Below are 24687 nucleotides of genomic sequence, written 5' to 3'. Positions count from 1 at the left end.
ACTCAGGTTTAAAACAAAAAAAGAGCCCCTGCATAACAGGAGCTCTTCAAAACAAAAACTAAATTATAGAACAGGTCTTAATTAGCGACCGCCGCCTTGTCCGCCCTGATCGCCTTGTTTCAAGTCGTCATTCAGGCCTTTGTTCTGTTGCTGCATCGGGTTATCGGGTTTAACGCTGATCTTACCGAAGTTGTAGCTAAACGTTAAGCCGAATGAGCGGAACGGAAACGCAGTGTGGCTGCTTTGGGTGAAGTTCTTGCCAACAATATCCTGGTTAAAGTCGATGGTGTTTTTAAACGGCGACAGGGTGTTGAAACCTATTGAAGCGCGTTTGTTCATCAGCTGTTTACGAACGCCAAAGCCAATAAAACCAAATGATGGGTTGCTGCCCTGAATGGTACGGCGTGGCGAGTTAAGAATAGCAAATGTTTCCAGAGCGATATCCTTAGGCAGGGTTAATGAGCCGCTACCAAAAATGTTGTACATGATATAGGTACCGTTGCTAGACTGTTGCGCCTGGTACGCGCCGCTGGCGCTTGGGCTATAAGTAAAGGCGTTTATGCTGGCCCTGATGGTCAGGATCTTCACTGGGTTTACCGAACCAAAGAAGCTGGCACCCCATGAGTTATTACTGCCTACGTTGGCGTAGTTGGTCAAGGTGCCGTGCAGTACGGTTGTATCTGTTGTACTGTGTATATCTATTGGGGTTAACAAGCTCTCTATTATGCTTGATGTATGCCTGTAATAGATGGAGGCGTTGATAACCGACGACTTAATAAACGTGTTATAGTTCAACTCCACCGTTTGTGAAACTTCTGGAGATAGTTGCGGGTTACCCCGGCTCTGACTTAAGATGTTTGTTTGATTAAGGAACGGATTCAGGTACTGCAAGCTTGGGCGTTGTATACGCTTGCTATAGCTCAGTTTAAAGGTTTGCGTATTGTTAATGGTTTTAGAAATAGCAAAACTTGGCACAAAGGTGGTGTAGCTGCTGCTAAAAGGAGTTTGTCCGGTTGAGTTAGCACCCGGTTTACCATCAATCTGTGTGTTTTCTACGCGTGCACCGGTTTGCAGGGTAAAGCTTTTAGGCAGCGTGAAAGTGAATACGGTATAGCCGGCATAAACATCCTGATTGTAATCATAACCGTTAGATAGGGTTGGGCTATAAACAAAAGGATTACCTGCTCCGTTCTGGGTAAAAAAATCAGATGTACTGGTGATAACACGGAAGATTGATTTACCGCCGGCTTCCAGTTTTACATTTTTGCTTACAGGCAATGAGTAGTCAAGTTGCGCGGTATACTCGTTATTAACGCCGCTGTTATTTGCCGTTTGGTTTGCGCCTGGTACTTGCCCCTGGTAAAATGTACCATAGTCTACCGTGGTTGTGCTGTGGCTCCACTGGCCATCAATGCTTAGCTCATGGCCTTCTTTTTTAAACTTGTGGGTATAGCCGGCATCCCAGTCAAAACCGCCAAATACAGTATGCGTATTGCTGGTAGTTGCATACAGTATGCTATCAATAGCAGTGGTTTTTTTATCTGGCGATGCAATTACGGTATTGCCGTTCCCATCAGTTCTAAAACCGCCCTGGTTAAACCTGATGTTTGAGGTAATGCTGTTATAGTTGTTAAAATCGTAACTTAATGAGCCAGCGCCTGTGTAAGCATAACGCTTAATTGTGCTGGTAGATTTTTGCGTGTTAGTGGTGAGTGTTGAATCGTTGTGATTAAAAAACGTGGTTGGCGTTACCTGTGGCCACGTAAAGTTACCGCCAAAGTTACCGCTAACCGACAAACGATTTTGCTTGATGCTCAGGTTGGCATTGCCGTTATTTTGGCGTGTACCAAAACCACCGCTAATGCCACCGCTCACGCCTGAAATATTTTTGCTTTTGGTAACGATGTTGATGATACCGGCAGAACCCTCGGCATCATACTTGGCCGATGGGGCAGTAATCACCTCGATGTTTTTGATCTGATCTGCCGGGAAAGATTTCAGTACATCAGCCAGGTTGTTTGACATGGCGCCTGATGGCTTGCCATTGATCAATACTTTCACGTTCTGGTCACCGCGTAATGATACGTTGCCGTTAATATCTACCGCTACCAGTGGTACTTTGCGCAACACATCGCTGGCGTTGCCGCCTACGGCAGTCAGGTCCTTTTCAACGTTGTAAACAATCTTGTCAATCTTGGTTTCAATTACCGATTGCTGACCAACAATGTTTACCTGGCTCAATGTTTTTGCACTTGGCGCCAAAATAACGCTGCCCATATTATGGTCTGGCTTAGAAAGGGTAGTAGTAACCGGATCGATAGTTTTTGAAGGATAACCGATATAGGAGATCACTATTTTATAGTTGCCCGGAGCTATGTTGTTGAGTTTGAAGCCGCCCTTTTCATCAGTCAGTACACCAGTTATAGGTGCCTTGCCTCTGGTACGGAAAATGCTGACAGTGGCATAGTCAAGCGGTTTTTTTGAGAGCGAATCTACCACCGTACCGGAAATTTTGCCGGTGATGCTAGGGCCGCCGCCTAACTGCGCTTTGGCCGTTAAGAAGGAACAGAATATTAAGATAAGTAAAAATAAACGTTTCATTTATGGATAGTTTGTTAGTGAGAGTGCGTTTTTATTGAAATGTTACATAGCAAACAGAAAATTTCTGTTGATGCGCCGCAAAAGTAAAAACCCGGAATTATCCGGACGTTAAGTTTTCGACGAACAGTCAAAAATTGAAGACGAAATGACAGAAGTGAACTTAAAAGAGTTGGGTGTCATCCTGAGCTTCGTCGAAGGGCGCGGGAAGGCCCAACGCTCATATTTCGACAGGCTCAACATGACACCCGTTTCTTAATTTTAGAACCTAACAGCTTATCCTGTTAATCCTAAAAATCCGTTCAATCCTGGTTCAGAATCCTGGTTCTTTACGCCACAATATTCACAATCCTGCCTTTCACTACAATCACCTTTTTAGGTGCGTTGCCGCCCAGGTATTTCTGTACGTCGGCGTTAGCCAGCACTACCGCTTCTACCTCTTTAATGTCAAGGCTGAGGGCAATGCTCAGGTTCATTTTTGTTTTACCGTTGATAGAGATTGGGTAAGCAAAATCGTCCTCAACCAAGTACTCAGGTTTAAACTTAGGATAAGTAGCGTATGATAGCGTGCCTGCCTCGTTACCCAGCAATTGCCATAACTCTTCGGCAATGTGCGGTGCATAAGGCGACAGGATAATTACCATATCCTGCAGGATGGCGCGTTTGTTACATTTCAGGTCAGTCAGCTCGTTCACAGCAATCATAAAGCTGGATACGGAGGTATTGAACGAGAAACGCTCAACATCTTCTTCCACCTTACGGATAATTTTGTGCAGTGCTTTAAACTCGGCTTTAGTAGGCTCTGCATCTGATACCTTCAGGTTCCAGTCATTATCATGGAACAAGCGCCAGAATTTACGCAGGAATTTGAACACGCCCTCAATACCATTAGTATTCCAAGGTTTGCTCTGCTCCAGCGGACCCAGGAACATCTCGTACATACGCAAGGTGTCGGCACCGTATTGGCTGGCAATGTCATCAGGGTTTACTACGTTGTAGTAGCGTTTAGACATTTTCTCAACCTCGGTTCCACAAATGTATTTGCCATCTTCTAAAATAAATTCAGCATCGGCAAACTCTGGTCGCCAGCTTTTGAATTTATCCAGATCAAGTTGATCGTTCTTTACAATATTCACGTCAACATGCAGTGCTGATGTATGATGCTGATCTTTTAATCCGTGCGATACGAAAGTATTAGTGCCGCGGCCATCTGCATCTACCAAACGGTAAACAAAGTTACTGCGACCCTGGATCATGCCCTGGTTAATCAGTTTTTTGAAAGGCTCTTCCTCACTAACTTTGCCAATATCTTTCAAAAACTTGTTCCAGAAGCGGCTGTACAACAGGTGACCGGTAGCATGCTCCGAACCGCCGATGTATAAGTCTACCGCTTTCCAGTAGTCAATGGCTTCTTTAGATGCAAAGTCTTGTTGGTTCTGTGCGTCCATATAACGGAACCAGTACCAGCTACTGCCGGCCCAGCCGGGCATGGTGCTCAGCTCGTACTCATAACCATTATAGTTCCAATCGGTAGCGCGGCCCAGTGGCGGCTCGCCTGTTTCGGTTGGCAGGTATTTGTCAATTTCCGGAAGGATCAGCGGCAGGTGCTCCTCGTCGATCAAATAAGGCAAACCATCTTTAAAGTAAACCGGCACTGGTTCGCCCCAGTAACGCTGGCGACCAAAAATGGCGTCGCGCATACGGAAGTTTACTTTGGCTTTACCCATACCCAGTTCTTCCAGGCGGGCAACTGTAGCGGCAGTTGCCTCTTTATAGTTCATGCCGTTAATAAAGTCCGAGTTGATGTACTGGCCCTCTTTGGTAGGGTCGGCCTCGGTTTCAATATTTTGTACGTCCAGTATCGGGATAATCGGCAGGCTAAAATGTTTGGCAAACAGGTAATCGCGCTGATCGCCTGATGGCACAGCCATTACCGCACCAGTACCGTAACCGGCCAGTACGTAATCGGCAATCCACACCGGGATCTTTTCGCCGTTCAGCGGATTGAGTACGTAGCTGCCTGTAAATGCACCAGATACAGTTTTGGTATCGGCCATACGGTCAAGCTCGCTTTTCTTTTTGGTTTGTGCTATGTAAGCCTCAACGCCAACGCGCTGTTCATCAGTAGTTAATTGGGCTACCAACTCATGCTCTGGGGCAATTACCAGCAGGGTAACACCAAAAATGGTATCAACACGAGTAGTGAAAACTTCAATATAATCAGCAGAAACCGGAGTAGCATGCCCGGTTTGATCAATCGGGAATCTTACGCTGGCGCCCACACTCTTGCCAATCCAGTTGCGCTGCATTTCTTTCAGCGGCTCTGGCCAGTCAATGGTATCTAAACCGTGCAATAAACGCTCGGCATAAGCGGTGATGCGCATGCTCCACTGCATCATTTTCTTTTGCTCAACCGGGAAACCCCCGCGCTCGCTAAATCCGTCTTTTACCTCGTCGTTAGCCAGTACGGTACCCAGTGCAGGGCACCAGTTTACGGTGCTTTCGCGCAGGTAAGTCAGGCGGTATTTTAACAATTCGGTCTGCTGCTCCTGGTGACTCATCGCTTTCCACTCACCGGCAGTAAAGCTCAGTACGTCCTCATCACAAACGGCGTTAATACCGGCCGATCCGCTCTGCTCAAGATGAGCAACCAGCGCGTCAATGCCTTCGGCTTTGTCGGCGGTTTTATTGTACCAGCTGTTAAACAGCTGCATAAAGATCCACTGGGTCCACTTGTAGTAGTCGGGCGAGCTGGTGCGCACCTCGCGGCTCCAATCAAATGAGAAACCAATCTGGTCTAGCTGGCGGCGATAGGTAGCAATGTTTTGCTCGGTAGTCAGCGCCGGGTGCTGGCCGGTTTGTATTGCGTATTGCTCTGCAGGCAGACCAAACGAGTCATAACCCATTGGGTGCAGCACGTTAAAGCCACGCAGGCGTTTATAGCGTGAAAAGATATCAGAAGCAATGTAACCCAGCGGGTGACCCACATGCAACCCCGCACCCGATGGGTAAGGGAACATATCTAACACGTAGTATTTAGGTTTGTCTGAGCTGTTATCGGCTTTAAAAGTTTGGTTTTCGGCCCAAAACTGCTGCCACTTCTGCTCAATATCTTTAAACTGGTAATCCATAGTAATATAGCCTGGAATTGAGCCGCGAAATTAAGAAAAAAGTCGGGAAGTAGGGGCGGCTGGATTTCGAATGTCGGATTTTCAATTTTGAACTTCACACTATTTTGTCATTTCGATGAGCACGAGCAAAGGTATAAGCGCAGGAGCGGAAGAGAAATCTTAGCCCCCATGCTTGTATCAGGTGTTAGGCACATGTCTAAGATTTCTCCTCACGCTAACACGCCTGCCATCTCCAGTTCGTCGAAATGACATGGTGTATTGAGATTCGGTGCTACGCTGCAATAAACTCCCGCTTATAATCCAGCGGACTTTTATTGGTGATGAGCTTAAAATATTTGTGGAAACTGGCGAAGTTGTTAAACCCGCTCTCGTAACAGATTTGCTTAACGCTGTATTTGTTGTCTATCAGTAGTTTACAAGCATACCCGACTTTTATTTCCAGGATAAACTGCGAGTAGGTTTTCTTGGTGCGCGCCTTAAAATAGCGACAGAAAGAGTTTGGACTGATGCCTGCAATGGCGGCCACCTCTTCCAGCTCGATCTTGCGTTTGAAGTTGGTGAACGAGAAATCGTACACGGCATTGATACGATCATTCTCGGTACCGCCATGTTCGTTTTTAAAGCCGATAGACGATAGCTGGGTTAGATCTTTTGCGTTGGCGATAACGTTGAGCATTTCCAGCAGGAGGATGATACGTTCCGGCCCTTCGGTATGCAGCAGGCGGTCAATAATGCGCGAAATATTGCCGGTGATATTAGGTGGCAAGGCAATGCCTCGTTTAGCTTTATCCAGCACGTTACGGATGATGGTATTTTCCGGTAATTGTAAAAACCTTTCGCCCCAGAAGTTTTCGCAAAACTGAATGACATTTACATTGGCCATAATCTCGGCCTGATGCTGTAAATAGGCATCGTCAAACCTGAAGAAATGGGGGAGGTTAGAGCCGATCAAAAAAATGTCGCCCGCCTGGAAACGCTTGATGCTATCGCCAATAAAATGCGTGCCCTCTCCCTTCTTGATCTGGATGATCTCAATCTCCGGGTGATAGTGCCAGTTTTTATTTGCCTGAAAGCCAACGTCTTCTCTGATGGTAAAAGAATGAGAAAGACCATTGAAAACTTTGAGTAACTGCGCCTTCATTTTGCCTTAGGTTTGTAAATGGATATCTAAAGTAGGCAAAAACATCCGACAAAAAGAAATCTGAGTGTATTTTTTAAACTTGTCAGTTTGACGTATATTGGGCTGATGGGCAGGATTCCGTCTCAGATTATAACGTCACGTCATTGCGAGGCACGAAGACAACCGACCGGAGGGAGCTCATTAATACCTTAAAGAAGAAATTAAAACATTAATAATCTCTGCATAGGACATTCTGCAAGCACATCCACCATGCATGTACAGAGATTGCTTCGTTCCTCGCAATGACGCAATGTGTGTCCATCCCGCAAATCCCCCTCACCTCACCGGTGGCGCGGCAAAGCGGTTCACAATATCTACCAGATCAGTCAAATCAAACGGCTTTTGCAGGTAAGCATCAGCCTGGCCTGCGGTGGCCAGCTCTTTTACGTTACTCATCGCCGATATCAGGATGATAGGGATATGCGCAGTCTTAGGATCATTTTTCAGCTCCCGGCTAATTTGTTGACCGTTGGCATCGCTGGTCCACTCGGTGAGCCAGTTATCCAGCATAATCAGGTCGGGTTTAATCTCGTCGAGCAATTTCAGAATACCGGCATCTTCAGACGATACCACTTCATACTGGTATTCTTCCAGTGCATAAGTAATGGTGTCTCTTATGTCTTTCTCGTCTTCAATGACCAATATTTTTGTTGCCATGATGTTTCTAATTTATGGTGAGGCCCGCCTGGCAGGCCAGTATTATAGTAACATCCGCAACAGGCGGTTTTGTTTTAACCGCGAGCACAAATTAGAACGAAAAATCAGGGGAACGGTGCAATTGTTACAATCCGTCTTCCAGGTAGCACTGGCGGCAACGGGGTTCGTAGCTTTCTTTCTCGCCCAAAAGAATGCGGGCTTCGCCGGGTACCAGGCGGTAAGAGTATAAAGCAGGGTTACCGCAGCGCACGCAAACGGCATGTACTTTGGTTACAGACTCGGCCATGGCCATTAGTTGCGGCATCGGGCCAAACGGGCGACCCTGAAAATCCATATCCAGTCCGGCTACTATAACGCGTACGCCTTTGTTGGCCAGGGTGTTGCAAACGTAGGGGAGCTCGTCATCAAAAAACTGGGCTTCGTCAACACCAACTACTTGTACGTGGCTGCCTAACAATAGGATAGACGAAGCGTTTTCTACCGGGGTGGAGGGAATGGAGTTTCTATCGTGCGATACCACGTCGGTTTCATCGTAGCGGGTATCGGTTTTGGGCTTGAAGATTTCAACGTTCAGACGGGCTATCTGGGCACGGCGCAAACGGCGGATCAGCTCTTCGGTTTTACCCGAAAACATCGACCCGCAGATTACCTCTATGCTTCCGCCAAGCTCAGTTCTTCTCTTAAAAACATCCTCGTTAAACAACATCCCGTACAGATTGAGCCAACTAATATCTGAATTAAATGTTACTTTTGATAAGCTATTTACCAACAGCAACCACGCTATGAAGCAGCAGGACGTATTTAAAAAGATAGGCGGAATTATAAACGAGATAAACGACCAGTATGATTATTTAGCTACCACCAACGGTCAATTTAACGACCTGGAACTGGAGCTGCTGGTAGCCAATGCACATTTTCTTTCAGACTATATTGAGGTGCTGCGCAAAGTGATCAGTCAGGAGGAGGCCCAGCACAAGGCAGACCAAACGGTATTGCCGCCTCATGTGGTTACCACCCAGGTGGAAGCGAAGAAAGAGGTGGACGAAGTAAAAAAGGTAGAAGAGGTTAAGGAAGAACCGAAACCGGTAATCCCTGTAGCCACACCGGTTGCTACGCCTGCTCCATTGCCGGTTCCTGAACCTGTTAAGCCCACTCCACCGCCTGTACCTGTACAGTCAGAGGAGCCGGCTCCTAAAACTAATGAACCCCGGTATTTTGAGCCGGTAGTAGAACGGGTTGCGGTTTATGCACAGCCTTCTGAGCCCGCTGTTAAAGAGGAACCAAAGGAAGAGCCTGCTAATACCTTTGAATTTGATATACCGTCTGCACCCAAAGCCGCCGAGCCGGAGCCAGAGAAAACAGAGCCTGAAACCATCAGGCATCAATTAAACTTAGAAGATTTAGGTGATGCCTGGGAAGACGAGGATGAGGAATATATAGAAGAGGCCCCCGAAGTAAAAAAGGAGCCTGTACAGAAGTCAGAACCGCAGCCAACGCCTGTAGCCAAGTCAGAGCCTGAATCAGCTCCGGTTAAGCCTGTGATGGAGCGCGCTCCGGAACCGCCGAGTGTTTTAGAAGAAACCATTAGTGCAATAAAAGAGCCGCTGCCCACTATCGTTATAGAGAAAGAAGAAGTGCTGACCTTTAACCAAAGGATCTCTGCGCAGATGGGCACCGCAGGCCGCGTGTCTGACCAGTTACATGCGCAATCCATCAGCGATTTGAAATCAGCTATCAGCCTGAATGATAAATTGCTGTATGTAAAAGACCTGTTCAACGGTTACAGCTTGGCTTATAGCGAGGCTATTGAAATACTGAATCGCTTTAAATCTTTTGAAGAAGCCGATAGCTTCCTGAAATCATATTCAACAAAAAATCACTGGGCCGATAAACCTGCCACTACCGAGAAGTTTTATGCCTTGCTGCACAAGCGGTATGGAGAGTGAGGGGGGAGAGGCGTTGTCTATAGATTTTAAACTTTGGCTTGAATTTGAAGAAGTTGATCCCGGAAATTGGGATATATATAACGATGCAGCTAACGTGGGTATCGAACTTGCAGACGGTCGCTGTTATGGCATCAACGTATGGACCTTTAGGTTTCTTGAAACAATGATCGGGATTGATGAAAAGCAGGTCGCAATAGGCGCCGGCCTGTTTATTGTGCCGCCTGACCTTTTTGTAAAAGAGTTAACCAGGGAATGCATTGAGCAAACTATTCGCCATCTTTTGTTTAAAGGAGATCTGGAAGATGTTTTGAATCCGTCGGTTCTTGCTCCCAGAAAATAAGAAGGTTCTGAATAGTTGCTTACTTCACGTCATGCCGAACTTGTTTCGGCATCTCATGGGACAAGATAACTGCCATGCACTTTGCAAGTGAGGTCCCGAAACAAGTTCGGGATGACGAGAGAGCGAAAGATAGATAAAAAAGAGGCTCCGAAGAGCCTCTTTTTTTTATTTGGCGGCTTTCTTAGCGGCTTTCTTTTTTGGTGCTGCTTCTTCAGCTTCTGCTGCTTCAGCAGGTACGCTTACTTCACTTTCTACAAGCTCGGTTTCTGCGGGGGCTTCTGCAGTTGGCTCTGCTTCGCTGAACAGGGGCAGATCTTTCAGGATAGCAAACCAGCTGATCACTTTTTTAATGTCAGACGAGTATACTTTCTCTTCATCATGATCTGGCGCTACCTCGCGGAAGAATTTGCGCAGCGTGTTACCATCAGCTTTAGCGTCAGGCACGTTGGCACTCTTCATGCGTTCAAAAACATCTTTCAGGCGGATGTCATCATCCTCACCAAAAATGGTGATCTCATCCAACGCGGCCAGTTTGGCGGTTGAAATGTTGGCAACCAGTTTGGTTTTCTTCTCATCAAGACTTTCCAAAATAAAACCGGTTTTATTTTGTGCCAGGGCTTTCCACAATCCTGGCTTGCCTGATACAGATACAATAGTCTGTAAGTTCATTCTTATAAGTTAGGTAGTGAGTTGTGAATGGTGAGTAGTGAGTAGATGGTTCGTTATTATAACCAATCACAATTCACTACTCACATCTCACCAAATTAATCTTCAATTACTTCAATGCTCAGGATCTTATCGCCCTGACGGATCTGGTCTACCACGTCAACGTTCTCAATCACTTTGCCAAAGCAAGTGTGGTTGCGGTCAAGGTGAGCGGTGTTGTTGCGGCTATGGCAAACAAAAAACTGTGAGCCACCGGTATTGCGGCCTGCATGTGCCATACTCAATACGCCACGGTCATGATATTGGTTACCGCCGGTAAGTTCGCAATCAATATGGTAGCCCGGACCGCCTGTACCTGCACGGTAAGCAGTAGCAGGATCTTTAGAGAACGGACAACCGCCCTGGATCACAAAATCAGGAATTACGCGGTGAAAAGTTACGCCATCATAAAAACCTTCTTTAGCCAGTTTTTTAAAGTTGGCTACGGTGTTAGGGGCATCAACATCGTAAAACTCAACGGTCATGTCGCCTTTTACGGTTTTAATTATTGCTTTGCTCATATCAATCAAATTTGAAAGACGGCAAAGTTAAGAAAGATTTTGATGAACCAAGATTAAACGAATTTTTTGGATTAACAAGATTTGAGCAACCACAAATAGCACAAAGAAAAAATCACAGAGAACACGCAGAAAGATCATATACAGTGCATGGTGTTCGCCGTGTAAAACTCAGTGCTCCGTGTGGGTAAATTATACCTTAAGGCAGTATCCTGAAAATTCTAAAAATTCGTTTAACGGCGCAGCCATCTTGAGCACTTAAAGACAACTATCTGCAAAAAATCCTGGTTCAGTTATGCCGCTACCGCCCCCATTCTATTTGAATCCAGCTTGAGCAGGGTAAACAACAGAATAGTAAAGCTCCACAAGGACGAACCACCATAGCTGATGAACGGCAGCGGGATACCGATTACCGGCATAAAGCCAACCGTCATAGAGATGTTGATGAAAAAGTGGAAGAAGATGACCGAGGCTACGCCATAGGCATAGATACGCGAGAAGTTGGCCCGCTGTCGTTCGGCTATCATAATGATGCGTAGGAGGAGGAAGATGTATAAACCTATTAATACTACAGAGCCGGCAAAACCCCATTCTTCACCAACGGTGCAGAAAATAAAGTCGGTACTTTGTTCGGGCACAAAAGAGAAACGGGTTTGTGTTCCCTGCATATAGCCCTTGCCCCAAAGCCGGCCTGAACCAATAGCAATTTTTGACTGGTTTTGGTTGTAGCCTACGTGTTTGGTATCATGGGTAATGCCAAGCACCACATCAATACGCTCTTTCTGGTGCGATTTTAATCCGTGGTTATATAGCGGGCGCACCACAAATACGAAAGCCAGACACATTGCCGTGCCTATGCCAAAGGTGAGCGCCATGCCCCGCATGCGGCGGAACAGATAAGCCAGTAAGCCACCCAGTCCGGCAATTGCCCCAATTAAATACCACTGATTTGGAACGACTAGCGAGAGGATAAACAACGCGATCATGAGCCCGACAACAATGAGGAAATATGGCGAGAGCCCCTCACGGTACAGCACAAATATCAGCGAACAAAATACCAGGGTAGAGCCATCATCCGGCTGCATTTTAATGAGCAGCATAGGGAGCAATATAATGCCGCCCGCAATAAGGAGTGATTTTAGCTCGGTTATTTTAACATTGGTACCGCTCAGGTATCGCGCCAGCAACAAGCAGGTAGTATACTTAGCAAACTCTGAGGGCTGCAAACGGAAACCGCCGCCTATATCAATCCAGGCCTGGTTGCCGCCCACGTTGTGGCCAATGGCCAATACCAGCATCAATAGTAATATCGTTATGGCATAAAAACTGGGCGCCAATGCACTCAAAAAGCGACTTTCCAGCAGCAGGATGATCAGCCCGATAACAATGGCGGCGCAAATGTAAATGAATTGTTTGCCGTAATTGGTACTAGGATCTGCAAAGCCGGGATGATCTGGATTAAAAACAGCAGCATGAATATTGAGCCAGCCGATGGTGCAAAGCGTAAGATAGATACAAACCGTTACCCAGTCTACATTATAAAAGAAGCGACTGCGTGGATTACTCATCGTCGTCTCCTTTCAAAATGGCGGCGGCGTAAACTACCGGTTGTTTTTTCTTTTTATGCTTGCCGGCTGTTAATGCGGCCTGAGCAGGTTTTGCAGTGCTGTCTGGTTTGGCTTTTACCGGCGCCGGTTTGGGTTTTGCTGGCTGGGGCAATACGCTTGCATTCATAAAATAGCCAGGCTCGATGCCAGATGGCCTGCGGGTAATGCTATCGCGCAGATATTTCTCTACAATAAAGCTGGCAATTGGTGCGGCCCAGCGTGCGCCTTGTCCTCCGCCTTCTACCACCACGGCAATGGCAATTTTAGGATTATCGCGCGGGGCAAAAGCCACAAATACCGAGTTGTCCTGATGTCTTATCTGCGCCGTACCTGTTTTGCCGCACATCACAATGCCGGGTATGCGCGAGCCCACGGCTGTACCGCGATCAACAACGGCTTGCATCCCATCTATCACCGGCTCAAAATATTGTGGTTCTATACCCACGTAGTTCTTTTGTGTAAATTCTGCTTTTACCACTTGCTTTTCACCAATGGCTTTAATGAGGTGGGGCTTGTAGAAAAAACCGTGATTGGCAATAGTAGCTTCAATATTGGCCAACTGTAGTGGGGTGGCTTCAAGCTCACCCTGACCAATACCTAAAGAGATTACTGTGCTTGAACGCCAGCCACCACGACCATACCATTTATCATACAGCGATGCTTTGGGCAATAAGCCGCCGGTCTCGCCGGGTAAGTCCAGATCGAGCTTTGCGCCTAAACCAAACTTGGCCACATTTGTGCGCCAGGAAGTAAAAGAGGTATCTGTGTTTTTTGGGCCAGTCCGGTTGATTAATCTTTCAAACACCATATCAAAATACCCGTTGCATGATTCGGCTACGGCGCTGGCCAGGTTTACGGTACCATGGCGCTCGTTATGAAAACACGGAACGCGGCGATTACCGGCAACATAATACCCAGGACAGTTATAGGTTGTTTGCGGAGTGATTACACCTTCTTGCAAAGCAATCAGGGCGCTTAGTGGTTTGAACGATGAGCCCGGCGGATACCGCGCCTGTATGGGTCTGACAAGTAGGGGGTTATTAGGGCTACGAAGCAGGTCCATATAATTGTTACCGTGCTCGCGCCCCACCATCAGGTTAGGGTTATAAGTAGGACTGCTTACAAAGCAAAGTATTTCGCCGGTTGATGGTTCGATGGCTACAATACTGCCTACTTTGTTGCGCATCAGTTGCTCGCCCAGTTTCTGGATGCGGCTGTCTAACGATGATTTAAGACGTTCGCCGGCCACTGCAGCTGTATCATACATGCCGTTGGCAAATCGTCCTTTTTCACGACCGCGCGAGTCTACAAGTATGTTTTGTACACCTCGCTGTCCACGTAACTCGGTCTCGTATGATTTTTCTACACCGCTGATACCCACATAATCGCCCGGGTGATAATAGCCGTTAGATTTTGCGATGGTGGCATCATTAGCCTGACCAATGTAGCCCAAAAACTGACCGGCGATGGAGTCTGGATAACTGCGCACACTACGCAGCACCAGTTCAAAGCCCGGAAACTCCGCTATACGTTCGCCCAGTTTAGCGTTGATGGTAGAGTCTAACTGACCCTGAAAAATAGAGCGTTGTGAAGGAGAGTATTTCTCTGCCTTGTCGAAGTATTTGTCAAACGTAGGTTTGTCAATGTCCAGTAGTTTACAAAACTCAACGGTATCAAAGGGTTTTACCGCTTTGGGGGTAACCATTACATCATATACCGGCTGATTGTCTACCAGTAGCTTGCCGTTCCTGTCCAGAATAACGCCACGCGCCGGATATTGGATTTGCGTGCGCACCACGTTGTTTTTGGCGAAAAGCATGTACCGGTCATCAATAATCTGGATATAGAATAGCCTGGCCAGCAGTACAAAAGCAAGGGTGATGAATATTCCGGTAATAACGTATCGCCGGGCAAAAAAACTATTCATTATTTACGTTCTCTCTTTCTGAAAAATAATAAACCGGAAATCAGCATTAAAAATACGGTAAAAACCGAACTTAAGATAAAACGTGTTAAGGTATATTGTATTTCAGAGAAGCGGAAAACTTCGAGATTGAACAGGAAGAAGTGGTGAATGAGCGTTAGCACCAATGCGTAGGTGAAAAACCACCGGAAGCCCATTACGCTCAGGGTAGGTTCGGGCTCATTATCAAACCCATCTTTTTGTACGGTGATGCCAATAAACTGTATGCGCACAAATGCCAGCAACACGCAGGCCGCGGCATGCAAGCCCGGCGTATCATAAAAGGCATCAATGGTAATACCCATAACAAATGCCAGCAGAAACAGCAGTACGTTAGGTGTTTCAAACGGCAGTAGCAGGATAAACAGAATATAAGGGTAGGGTACAGACAGGTTGTACAGCACCACGTTTTTGAGCAGGAAAGCCTGCAGCGCGGCCAGCGCTACAAAGCGCAAAACGTTAACTATGATAGCTCTACTGTTCATCTTTTTTCTCCTGAGCCTCCAGTCCCGCTTGTTCTTCTGCAAATTTGTCTATGACCACGTCAACATACTGTAGTTTGCTGAAATCTACAGACAGGGCAATCTCCATATTCAGGAAAAAGCCGCCGCCTTTGGCGTGGGTGTTACTCACCTTACCGTAAGGTATACCGGCCGGGAACAAGGAGTAGCCCGAGGTTACCACCAGTTCGCCCACGTGCGGTTTAATATTGTTGGTTACATCCAGCAGCAGGCCCTTATGCGGGTCCAGATCATCGCTCCAAACCATAGAGCCAATGGCTTTGTTGCTGGCCAGCATAGCACTAAACTTAGAGTCTTTATGCAATAATGAGCGCACTACCGACATGTGCGGGCCCACAAACATTACAATACCAACCACACCCTGCGCGCAGATTACCCCCTGGCCTTTCTTAATACCGTCATCTCCACCACGATTAATAGTGAGGTAATTGTTACGGCGATTGATAGAGTTGTTAATTACCCGTGCCGGGATGTAAACGTACTGCTGTTTATACACCGTATCATTAACCTTGCGCTTGCCCAGGGTATCGATGTAAAAGGCAGATTTTAGTTCGCCGCGTAGTTGGGCGTTTGCGCTGGCAAGCTTTTCGTTCTCTTCGCGCAGCGAGATATAGCTCTGCAGTTCGTTTACACGTGCATAGCTATAACCGGTAAGCTGGTTGGCTGAGTTGATGAAAGTGGCCTGCTGAAAAGAATTGTATTTGACATAGATAAACAACCCGATCCCCTCAAAAATGAGGAACAGAAAAAATGCATTGTATCTGCTAATGAAGATCCAGAGGTTGCGCATTGGCTGGTGAGTGGTTGATTATGAGAGTGGTTGATTAAGTTGGATTAAATTGATTAAGTAAGTAATTGCTTTTTAAACGTCAACTTAATCAACCATTCACCCAATCAACCACTCACTCAAAAACTACTGCATTAAGAACTTAAAGTTACCAATATTTTTAAGGGCAGTACCGGTACCGCGTACAACGGCGCGAAGCGGATCTTCGGCTACGTGTACAGGTAGTTTGGTTTTGGCAGCAACGCGCTTGTCAAGGCCGCGCAGCAAAGCGCCGCCACCGGTTAAGTAAATACCGGTTTGGTAAATATCTGCAGAAAGCTCTGGCGGAGTAATCTCCAGCGCTTTCAGAATAGCTTCTTCTATTTTAGAGATTGATTTATCCAGACAGTGTGCAATCTCGGTATATGATACGGTGATCTGTTTTGGCACACCGGTCATCAGGTCACGACCTTGAACGGCAAAATCGCCCGGAGGATCTGCCAGTTCTGGCAATGCGGCACCAACCTCAATCTTGATCTTCTCGGCAGTACGGTCGCCAATCATGATGTTGTGCTGGCGGCGGATGTACTGAACAATGTCAGAGTCAAAGTTATCACCCGCAACGCGGATAGACTGGTCGCACACGATACCAGACAGAGCAATAACCGCAATCTCGGTAGTACCACCACCTATATCAATGATCATGTTACCCATCGGCTCTTCCACGTCAATACCAATACCTACGGCGGCAGCCATTGGCTCATGGATGAGGTAAACCTCTTTGGCGCCGGCAATCTCGGCACTGTCACGCACGGCGCGTTTCTCTACCTCGGTAATGCCCGAAGGGATACAGATAACCATACGCAGCGAAGGGAAAAACCAGCCACGACCCTGGTTGATCATCTTGATCATACCGCGAATCATGTGCTCGGCCGCGTTAAAGTCGGCAATTACACCGTCTTTCAGCGGGCGCACGGTACGGATGTTTTCGTGCGTTTTACCTTCCATCTGCATGGCCTGACGACCGATGGCAATTACTTTGTTAGTGGTTCGATCAAAAGCAACGATAGACGGCTCGTCTACCACTACTTTGTCGTTATGTATGATGAGGGTATTTGCGGTACCCAGGTCGATGGCTATTTCCTGTGTAAAAAAATTAAATAAACCCATGTGGCGCTGTTTCAAATAAAGTTTGCAAAGTTAAGAATATCAGGCACGAATTTTATCAATAATGATATGAATTTCATGAATAGATGACGAATTAAGTATTAATAACTCGAAATTCTTGAAAATCGTGCGCGCAGGCAATTTTTTAAGCCTGCAGGTGGGTTAGGTTGTTGAATTATAGTTGATTAAGTTTATAGGGTTGATTAAGTGAGTGGTTTGCTTAGTTTAGCTTAAAAGTAACTTAGACAACCTATCACTTAATCAACCTAATCAACTCAAAACAGTTAATGTTTAAAGTGGCGCACGCCGGTAGTTACCATGCTGATACCTTTTTGATTGGCCATGTCGATAGACAGCTGGTCGTTTTTAGAACCGCCTGGCTGTAATACGGCAACAATGCCATTGTCTGCAGCAATCTCCACACAATCTGGGAATGGGAAGAATGCTTCTGAAGCCATTACCGCACCTTTAATGTCAAATCCAAAGTGAGCTGCTTTCTCAATAGCTTGTTTCAAAGCATCAACACGTGAAGTCTGCCCCACGCCGCTGGCCAGCATCTGGTTGTTTTTTACCAGAACAATGGCATTTGATTTGGTGTGCTTGGTAATTTTATTAGCCAGGAACAAGTCTTTCAACTCCTGCTCGCTCGGCTGGCGCTCGGTAACCGGAGTCATTTGTGCCGGGCCTTCAATGGTTTGGTCTTTGTCGTGCTCAATAACGCCGTTCAATAAGGTTTTGAACAGTTTACCCGGCAATTCAACGGGCTGACGTACCAATACTATACGGCCTTTACGCGCGGTAAGGATGGCAAGAGCTTCATCTGTATAAGCCGGTGCAATCAATACTTCGTAGAACAGTTTATCAATCTCAGCAGCGGTCTCTGCGTCAATTTCGGTATTGGTGATGATTACGCCACCAAAAGCAGATACCGGATCGCATGCCAGGGCATCAATCCATGCCTCTTTAATGAAAGAACGGCTGGCTACACCACAAGCGTTGGTGTGTTTCAATATAGCAACGGTAGGCTCGGTAAACTCGTCAATCAGGGCAACGGCCGCGTCAACGTCTACCAGGTTGTTGTATGATAATTCTTTGCCTTTCTCGCTCAGGTTGTTAAACATGGCTTCCAGGTTGCCGTAGAAAGCGCCTTTCTGGTGAGGGTTTTCGCCGTAACGCAATACACGTGCATGCTGGATGCTTTGCTTAAATACCGGGATCTCTTCTTCAGTGTTAAAGTACTGGAAAATGGCGGTATCATAGTTTGATGAGATGTTGAATGCTTTTGCAGCGAAACGTTTACGCTGATCAAAAGTGGTAGATCCGTTTTGCCCTTTCAGGATGGTTTCCAGTTCGGTGTAATCATCTTTAGAAGCAAGGATCACTACGTCTTTAAAGTTTTTAGCCGCAGCGCGGATCAATGAGATACCGCCGATATCGATCTTCTCGATCACATCGTCCTGGCCTGCGCCAGATTTTACGGTTTCTTCAAACGGATAAAGGTCTACGATTACCAGGTCAATCTCCGGAATTTCGTACTGTGCCAGCTGCTGCTGGTCGCCCTCAAAGCTGCGACGGGCCAGTATGCCGCCAAATACTTTTGGGTGCAGCGTTTTAACGCGACCGCCCAAAATAGAAGGGTAAGAGGTCAGATCTTCTACTTTTACTACGTCAACCCCCAGGCCGCGAATAAAGTCTTCGGTACCGCCGGTGGTGTAAATAGTTACTCCAAGACGATTCAGTTCGTGGATGATGGGCTCAAGGTTATCCTTGTAATAAACAGATATTAAGGCGTTTTTAATTTGAACAGACTGGCTCATGTGCAGGTAATTTTTGAGCCGCAAAGGTAAGGATAATCAGTAGATAATGACAGATGCTTGATGGTTTTTTTGGAATTAGGCCTTGGTATACTGTTTTTTATTTATAGTTAAAAAGCTATCGCAAAATTTAGGATGTAGATTTTCTGCTTTTTAGACGTATTCGTCACATTTTCTAAACGCGTCTTCTCAATCCAAATATTCCTGTTATTTTTATCAGCGTACAGTTGCGCTGCAAGGCTCAAGTCTTGCTCAATGCGCAACCAACCAAAACCAGCGCTCCATGTCCTCACAATTATCTATCATCTATACTGCGTTGCAGTATGTCCTTCATCCGCACATCCAAGCCATATTTCTATGCTTTTTAACGTAGGGTAATTTTACGGTATACAAAGGGGTAAAAAGTCAATTGTGTATCGTGCGCCTTATCCCCAATTTTGGTCTGTACCTAAACTAGCAACAAAATCAATAAACTATTTAACGTAAACCATTTTTATGAAAAAAATCTTAATCGGATTAGGTATTTCTTTACTGGCCGTAGCTTGTAGCCAGCCTGCAAAACAAAAAGCTGCTGAAAGCAAGAAGCCTTCCCTGGCAGTGCAAGACACCATGCCGGCTGACGCCTACACACTTAACGGACTTGACACCAAAGAGGCAAACTCTATGGCGGCTGAATTTAATGAGAACTATAACGCAACATCAAAAACCCTGAGTTTCTGGTTAAGCAAGGCCTGGGTAGATAATGTATACAACCTGTTGTTCAATAAAAATCCTGATGCCGATGGTATCCGCTTTTACATCGGTTTAAAGGATGGTAAAAACACCATTATTGTTACCGCCACACAAGAAGGTGGTACCAGTCCTTCGGCTGTGTCGGGCTTTGAGCATAAAGACTATTTTGTTTACGACGATGCTTTTGTGCATACCAAAGCTGCGCGCGATTCTGGTGAATATGAGCCGGGCAAAGGCTCTTTCCTTTATAATCCTGATTTTCAATGTCCACCGGATGATTGCGGTTTAGAGCTAACCAATCATCTCTCTTGCGATAGTGCGCATGCGTATGTACAAAGCTTCATGAAAACAACCATCACTATCAATACCATCAGCGAGTGGTATCCAAAAAGCATAATAGCCAATTTATACAACGAGCTGAATGCCGCCATTGCCGCAAAAGTAGATGCAGACGGCATCCGCGTGTATCTGGGCAAAACCAGTGCAAACCGCGATAACTTTATTATAGTAACTACAAAAAATGTAAACGATGTGCATACTGATTACTATGAGTGCTATTACAAGAGCAAAAAAGGGCGTGGGGATGATTTTGATGGCGGTGAGTCATGCCCAACCAACTGTGGTATGAATACCTGGCCCGCTCACTAATTAAACGTTTTCAGAGAAATGATCATATTAAAGCTATTTACATTCAATACCGTATCAGAACTGGTATGCTTTATAGTAACGTTGTTTTGTCTTACTAAAGATAAAAACGTTGCCTGGCGCAGCATGGTGTTTTTTATGCTGTTGACCTGTGTGGTAGAATTTACAGGGGCTTATTTGAAAGCGCTGTACCGCATTAGTCCGTCAATGGCGCACTCTAACGTTTGGCTATATAATATTTTTGGAATTGTAGAAGCAAGCTTCATTTCGCTAATGTTTAATAACCTTTTTAAAATGTACTTTAACAGCCGGCCCGTCATTATTGGCGGGCTGGTTTTAATTGTTGCAAGTTTTGGTTATGAGCTGGCAACGCGCGGCATCATGCTTGGTTTCCATATAACAGCAACCATTGCGGCTATTATTTTTATCCTTTATGGGCTTGTTTATTTTTATCATTTATTAAAGGCCGATGCTTTTTATGATCTTAAAGTTTACCCGCCATTTTGGTGGGTAGCGGGTGTGCTGTTCTTTTACTTTGGAAGCACCGTTATCAGCATATTTTTTGATCAAATCACAGAAAGATTATCATTATTAATTGTTGCGCCGAGACGTTACATAACTGGCTATATTTACGCCGTACTGAACCTCCTGCTTTACGGATGCTGGAGCTATGCATTTGTGTGTAAAAAATGGCTGATAAAAACCTCCCCGGACTACTCGTCTTAGCAACGCTTGTATTTTTAATTGCCCCCTGCTTTCTTATAGTCTATATCATTATTTACAACCAGCGCAAAAAGCGCCATCACACAGAAAAAGTAGCAATGAAATTAGCATTTGAAGAGGAAATTGTAAAAACCCAGATGGAGGTGCAGGAACAAACCATGCAAACCGTGGGTGCCGATCTGCATGATAGTATTGGTCAGCTGTTAAGTCTTACCGCGCTCACCCTTGGCTCTATTGAGCTGGATGATCAGGGTAAAATACAAAACAAGATTGATGCAGCGATTGATTTGACCGGCAGGTCTATTAAAGAACTACGCCAGTTAGGCCGATTACTGCATGGCGAGCAAGCCATTGCCGCCGGTTTAGATAAAGCTATTAACCAGGAAATTACCTGGATTGAACGCTCGGGCCGATACAGGGTGAGTTACGAGGGTAACACGCAACCTGCAGGAGGGCGCGATGCCGATAAAGATCTCTTCGTTTTCCGGATTGTGCAGGAGGTGCTTAACAATATCATTAAACACGCAGAAGCCACCGAAATTAGCATCAAATTACATTATACTTCCGAGCAGATGCGACTAACCATTGCCGATAATGGCAAGGGCTTCGAACCAGAACTGCTCTCGCCAGACAAAAAGGGCATGGGCCTGCATGGTATGCGCAAGCGAGCCAGCATTATTGGCGGCGAGCTGAAGATTACTTCGTCACCAGGCAATGGTAGTACCCTTGAAATTTATATTCCTTATCCATAAAAATGACTACAGACGCCCCCATTAAAATAGCAATTGTTGATGATCATGCCCTTTTCAGACATGGGGTAGCCATGCTGATGAAAGAGTTTGATGAACTGGAACTGGTGTTTGAGGCCGAAAATGGCAAGCAGCTACAGCAAATGCTGCAAAAGCACGAACATCCGCAGGTGATTTTGATGGACATTAATATGCCGGTGATGGATGGTTATGACACCACCCGGTGGGTAAAGCAGAATCACCCGCAAATATTGGTGCTGGCGCTGAGCATGTATGAGGATGATGCCGCAGTAATCAACATGATTAAAAGCGGTGCCAGCGGATATGTACTCAAACAGCTAAAGCCTCGCGAGTTGCTGGAGGCCATTAAAACCCTGGCCCAAAAAGGGGTTTATATTAATGAGATTGTATCGGGCAAGCTGATTCGGAGCGTGGCTAATGACGAGGGATTGAAACTGACCACCCGCGAAGTGGATTTTCTAAAACTCTGCTGCTCTGAATTGACCTACAAAGAAATTGCCGAGCAGATGTTTGTAAGCCCCCGCACGGTTGATAACTACCGTGAATCGTTGTTCCAGAAGTTGAATTTGAAGACCCGCTCTGGATTGGTGCTTTATGCCATCAAAAACAAGATCTATCAGCTAGAATAATAGGTAACAGGTTATTGACTTATTGCAGAAAAATCGGTAATTTGTAGCATGGACAACCTGGACATCGCTTTCAAACTTTTTGACGAATATAACCAACAAGACCCGCGCTTTTTTGAGTGGGAGGGACAAGACTATCGGCAAGAATATTTCTTTGCTATAAAACTATTTGACTGGGTGCGCGAATTAGACCCGCACGCCAGCGAAGAGCTTTTACTGGCCTCCCGCAGCCAGCATATCGGTCGCTGGGAAATGCCGCGCGAAAGTTACCCTGATGGCCGCGAAGCCTATCTGAAATGGCGCAAAGACCTGGCCCTACATCATGCCGAAACTACCAGTCGCCTAATGAAGCAGGCAGGTTATACGGATGAAATTATAGACCGTGTTACCCAGATCCTCCTCAAGAAAAAGATCAAGGTTGATGCCGATGTGCAGACCATAGAGAATGCACTTTGTTTGGTGTTCCTGCAGTATCAGTATGAAGAATTTCGTCAGAAATATGCTAATGACCCCGAGAAGATGGTGACTATCCTCTATAAATCTTTATTGAAAATGGACGCGCACGGTCATGGCTTTGCGCTGAAATTGCCCTACAGCGAAGGTGGTTTAGATTTGATTAAGCAGGCGCTGGGGAAGATGAAGTAGCCTTCTGAAAAGCTTCTTTTACGCAGTCGCTCGGCTCCAGCCGAGTGACATCTATCTCGCGGCCTCTGGCCGCCGGCAAGCTATGGTTAACATACACAGGCCAGGCAATAGTCGTCACTCGGCTGGAGCCGAGCGACTGCAACAAAGAATGCTACAAGCGTTCTATAATCAAACCGCTATAGCCTCTATCGCTTCAAAACATTCCTTGCCCGAATCACAAACCGGGCAACAATAATCATCACTCAGGTCTTCAAATGCGGTGCCCGGTGCTACGTTATTGAACTCATCGCCGTAATCGCTATCATACAAAGTTTTGCAGTTGCGGCACTGATGAATGAGTTTTGGTGCAATTGCTGGTGCCTCTTTGTCGCTGGTAGCTACCGCTGCAAAATCGGGCTTATTAGAGATGCTGTAATAGCTATCGCACAAAGCCATTAGCTCCCCCGCCAGATCATCTTGTTTAACCCGGCGGCGATAGGTGATGTAGGTTTTTGAGTTCGGGTTAAAGTTATCGGTATGCTGAATTTTATAAGTGCCTGATGGCTCAGTTTTGATAATGACCGAACCCATCAATCCGGTTTTAGGTCGTGTTTTGATGGCAAAGCACAGGCGATAAGTACGCAGATCGGCCTCCTCAAAAATGCGGACCAGTTGCTGTTTTAGTTCCAGGCCTTCCGGACAAATATCTTCAATCTGCCAGTTCAACTCATTAGAGGCATGGCGAACGCTCAATCGGTATTTATCCAGGATCGATCCCCAATCATTCCGGTGGTTAGGGTCTATACCTTTAACCAGGATTGATTTCCATGGCGTGGTATAGATTTGTCCGATGCGGTTGCGGATACATTGGTTACATACATCCTTCAAAAAATCAATCGGGAACAGCTCGTTACGACGGTAAACACCCAGCCAGTATTTATTGGCATAGCGGTTAAAGCCCTCATAGTAAGGTAAATAAAAATCAGGTAGTTGCAGGGCCTGGGTAACGGGTTGGTGATGCTGGTCTGAGCCTTTGCTAACCATATCATAGAGCAGTTGCTCATCGGCATGGGCAGTGCTGTAGAACAGTCCTTTGTTTTTCAGGATCACGGTCTCGATCTTTTTGCTGATCACCGGTATATCCTCAGTATAAATTAGCGATGGCCAGCAATAAAACTGATTGCTTTTTGGAAAGCGTACGTACAGGTACCAATAGTTGCTTACCTCGGAACTAATGAAGTTGAAGTTGCCGCTAAAGAAGGGCACAAAGCTCTGAAAGCGATCAATCAGGTTGATCTTTAGTTTAGGCTGATAGTTGAACGAGTCAAAAATATCACGGTAAAGACCTTCTTTCAACCAACTGTCATGCGTAAAAATGCTATCGCATACGTAAGAGCTGATGATGTTCGGGTATTCATCGGCATCCACTTCATACTCTACGCCGGCACGCAGCATGTCTGTATCCAGATCGTCCAGCATATCTGCGGCGATAGAGAAAAATAGCTGCTGCCGGTTACCAAAGCGCACGTTGGTTGCACCCGCGTTTTCGGCAATCAGGAGCAACTCATACAAATCGCCGGCTGATACGAAACCGCCCGGTAAGTTTACTTTGATCAAATGCTCGCTCATATATGCTCCTTTCCTGTGCTGTCAG

General features: G+C 46.1%; 22 protein-coding genes. 8 read left to right on the top strand and 14 right to left on the bottom strand.

Going from position 1 to position 24687, the window contains the following annotated elements:
- Window positions 1-81: 81 nt before the first annotated feature.
- The 5 genes from ABZR88_RS17045 to ABZR88_RS17025 all read right to left on the bottom strand — a co-directional run bounded on the left by ABZR88_RS17045 (window position 82) and on the right by ABZR88_RS17025 (window position 8272).
- Window positions 82-2601 carry a TonB-dependent receptor gene (locus ABZR88_RS17045; protein ID WP_107827172.1) on the bottom strand — a complete coding sequence of 840 codons (2520 nt, stop codon included), beginning with the start codon at window positions 2599-2601 and terminating at the stop codon, window positions 82-84.
- Window positions 2602-2927: 326 nt separating this feature from the next.
- Entirely contained in the window at window positions 2928-5729 is a 2802-nt protein-coding gene (gene leuS, locus ABZR88_RS17040) for a leucine--tRNA ligase (protein WP_107827171.1), read from the bottom strand.
- Window positions 5730-6000: 271 nt separating this feature from the next.
- Window positions 6001-6870: an AraC family transcriptional regulator gene (locus ABZR88_RS17035; protein ID WP_107827170.1), complete on the bottom strand. Its 870-nt coding sequence runs from the start codon at window positions 6868-6870 to the stop codon at window positions 6001-6003.
- A 315-nt stretch (window positions 6871-7185) separates the two neighbouring features.
- Window positions 7186-7566, bottom strand: coding sequence for a PleD family two-component system response regulator (locus ABZR88_RS17030; protein ID WP_107827169.1), 381 nt, complete (start codon window positions 7564-7566; stop codon window positions 7186-7188).
- Between the two features lie 124 nt (window positions 7567-7690).
- Entirely contained in the window at window positions 7691-8272 is a 582-nt protein-coding gene (locus ABZR88_RS17025) for a thymidine kinase (RefSeq protein WP_107828009.1), read from the bottom strand.
- A gap of 10 nt (window positions 8273-8282) precedes the next feature.
- On the opposite strand from ABZR88_RS17025, the gene ABZR88_RS17020 reads away from it, so the two are divergent.
- Both ABZR88_RS17020 and ABZR88_RS17015 read left to right on the top strand, forming a co-directional pair.
- Window positions 8283-9512, top strand: coding sequence for a hypothetical protein (locus ABZR88_RS17020; RefSeq protein ID WP_146166474.1), 1230 nt, complete (start codon window positions 8283-8285; stop codon window positions 9510-9512).
- Entirely contained in the window at window positions 9502-9852 is a 351-nt protein-coding gene (locus ABZR88_RS17015; protein WP_107827167.1) for a hypothetical protein, read from the top strand. The genes ABZR88_RS17020 and ABZR88_RS17015 overlap by 11 nt, the downstream gene beginning before the upstream one ends.
- Window positions 9853-10017: 165 nt before the next feature.
- Here the strand turns inward: ABZR88_RS17015 and ABZR88_RS17010 are convergent, their stop codons facing one another.
- Complete coding sequence (locus tag ABZR88_RS17010) at window positions 10018-10521, bottom strand: DUF5606 domain-containing protein (protein ID WP_107827166.1); 504 nt, start codon at window positions 10519-10521, stop codon at window positions 10018-10020.
- A gap of 95 nt (window positions 10522-10616) precedes the next feature.
- Window positions 10617-11078, bottom strand: a complete 462-nt coding sequence (locus tag ABZR88_RS17005; RefSeq protein ID WP_107827165.1) for a peptidylprolyl isomerase — start codon at window positions 11076-11078, stop codon at window positions 10617-10619.
- Between the two features lie 11 nt (window positions 11079-11089).
- Here ABZR88_RS17005 and ABZR88_RS17000 point away from each other — a divergent pair, with 11 nt between their 5' ends.
- Window positions 11090-11266 (top strand): hypothetical protein, encoded by a 177-nt coding sequence (locus ABZR88_RS17000; RefSeq protein WP_170113543.1) that lies wholly within the window; start codon window positions 11090-11092, stop codon window positions 11264-11266.
- A 102-nt stretch (window positions 11267-11368) separates the two neighbouring features.
- On the opposite strand, the gene rodA is transcribed toward ABZR88_RS17000, so the two are convergent.
- From rodA to purH, 6 genes are all read right to left on the bottom strand, one after another.
- Window positions 11369-12643 carry a rod shape-determining protein RodA gene (rodA, locus tag ABZR88_RS16995; RefSeq protein ID WP_107827164.1) on the bottom strand — a complete coding sequence of 425 codons (1275 nt, stop codon included), beginning with the start codon at window positions 12641-12643 and terminating at the stop codon, window positions 11369-11371.
- Window positions 12636-14609 carry a penicillin-binding protein 2 gene (mrdA, locus tag ABZR88_RS16990; protein ID WP_107827163.1) on the bottom strand — a complete coding sequence of 658 codons (1974 nt, stop codon included), beginning with the start codon at window positions 14607-14609 and terminating at the stop codon, window positions 12636-12638. Before mrdA ends, rodA begins: the two co-directional genes overlap by 8 nt.
- Window positions 14609-15130: a rod shape-determining protein MreD gene (locus ABZR88_RS16985; RefSeq protein ID WP_107827162.1), complete on the bottom strand. Its 522-nt coding sequence runs from the start codon at window positions 15128-15130 to the stop codon at window positions 14609-14611. The genes mrdA and ABZR88_RS16985 overlap by 1 nt, the downstream gene beginning before the upstream one ends.
- Entirely contained in the window at window positions 15120-15956 is an 837-nt protein-coding gene (gene mreC / locus ABZR88_RS16980) for a rod shape-determining protein MreC (RefSeq protein WP_107827161.1), read from the bottom strand. Before mreC ends, ABZR88_RS16985 begins: the two co-directional genes overlap by 11 nt.
- Window positions 15957-16079: 123 nt before the next feature.
- The gene (locus tag ABZR88_RS16975) at window positions 16080-17102 is read right to left on the bottom strand and encodes a rod shape-determining protein (protein ID WP_107827160.1); all 1023 of its coding nucleotides are present in this window, start codon (window positions 17100-17102) and stop codon (window positions 16080-16082) included.
- Window positions 17103-17383: 281 nt separating this feature from the next.
- Window positions 17384-18916, bottom strand: coding sequence for a bifunctional phosphoribosylaminoimidazolecarboxamide formyltransferase/IMP cyclohydrolase (gene purH, locus ABZR88_RS16970; RefSeq protein ID WP_107827159.1), 1533 nt, complete (start codon window positions 18914-18916; stop codon window positions 17384-17386).
- Window positions 18917-19408: 492 nt separating this feature from the next.
- Here purH and ABZR88_RS16965 point away from each other — a divergent pair, with 492 nt between their 5' ends.
- The 5 genes from ABZR88_RS16965 (at window position 19409) to ABZR88_RS16945 (ending at window position 23054) form a co-directional block, all read left to right on the top strand.
- Window positions 19409-20293 (top strand): hypothetical protein, encoded by an 885-nt coding sequence (locus ABZR88_RS16965; RefSeq protein WP_107827158.1) that lies wholly within the window; start codon window positions 19409-19411, stop codon window positions 20291-20293.
- An 18-nt stretch (window positions 20294-20311) separates the two neighbouring features.
- Window positions 20312-21016 carry a hypothetical protein gene (locus ABZR88_RS16960; RefSeq protein WP_107827157.1) on the top strand — a complete coding sequence of 235 codons (705 nt, stop codon included), beginning with the start codon at window positions 20312-20314 and terminating at the stop codon, window positions 21014-21016.
- 95 nt (window positions 21017-21111) lie between these two features.
- Window positions 21112-21765, top strand: coding sequence for a sensor histidine kinase (locus tag ABZR88_RS16955; protein WP_170113542.1), 654 nt, complete (start codon window positions 21112-21114; stop codon window positions 21763-21765).
- A 2-nt stretch (window positions 21766-21767) separates the two neighbouring features.
- Window positions 21768-22412 carry a response regulator transcription factor gene (locus ABZR88_RS16950; protein ID WP_107827155.1) on the top strand — a complete coding sequence of 215 codons (645 nt, stop codon included), beginning with the start codon at window positions 21768-21770 and terminating at the stop codon, window positions 22410-22412.
- A 48-nt stretch (window positions 22413-22460) separates the two neighbouring features.
- The gene (locus ABZR88_RS16945) at window positions 22461-23054 is read left to right on the top strand and encodes a DUF4202 domain-containing protein (RefSeq protein ID WP_107827154.1); all 594 of its coding nucleotides are present in this window, start codon (window positions 22461-22463) and stop codon (window positions 23052-23054) included.
- Window positions 23055-23222: 168 nt separating this feature from the next.
- On the opposite strand, the gene ABZR88_RS16940 is transcribed toward ABZR88_RS16945, so the two are convergent.
- Entirely contained in the window at window positions 23223-24662 is a 1440-nt protein-coding gene (locus ABZR88_RS16940) for a rubredoxin (protein WP_245916994.1), read from the bottom strand.
- Between the last annotated feature and the right edge of the window lie 25 nt (window positions 24663-24687).

Origin of the sequence: Mucilaginibacter yixingensis (assembly GCF_041080815.1) — a bacterium.
Lineage (GTDB): Bacteria > Bacteroidota > Bacteroidia > Sphingobacteriales > Sphingobacteriaceae > Mucilaginibacter > Mucilaginibacter yixingensis.
This window is presented reverse-complemented; position numbering and strand designations above follow the sequence as displayed.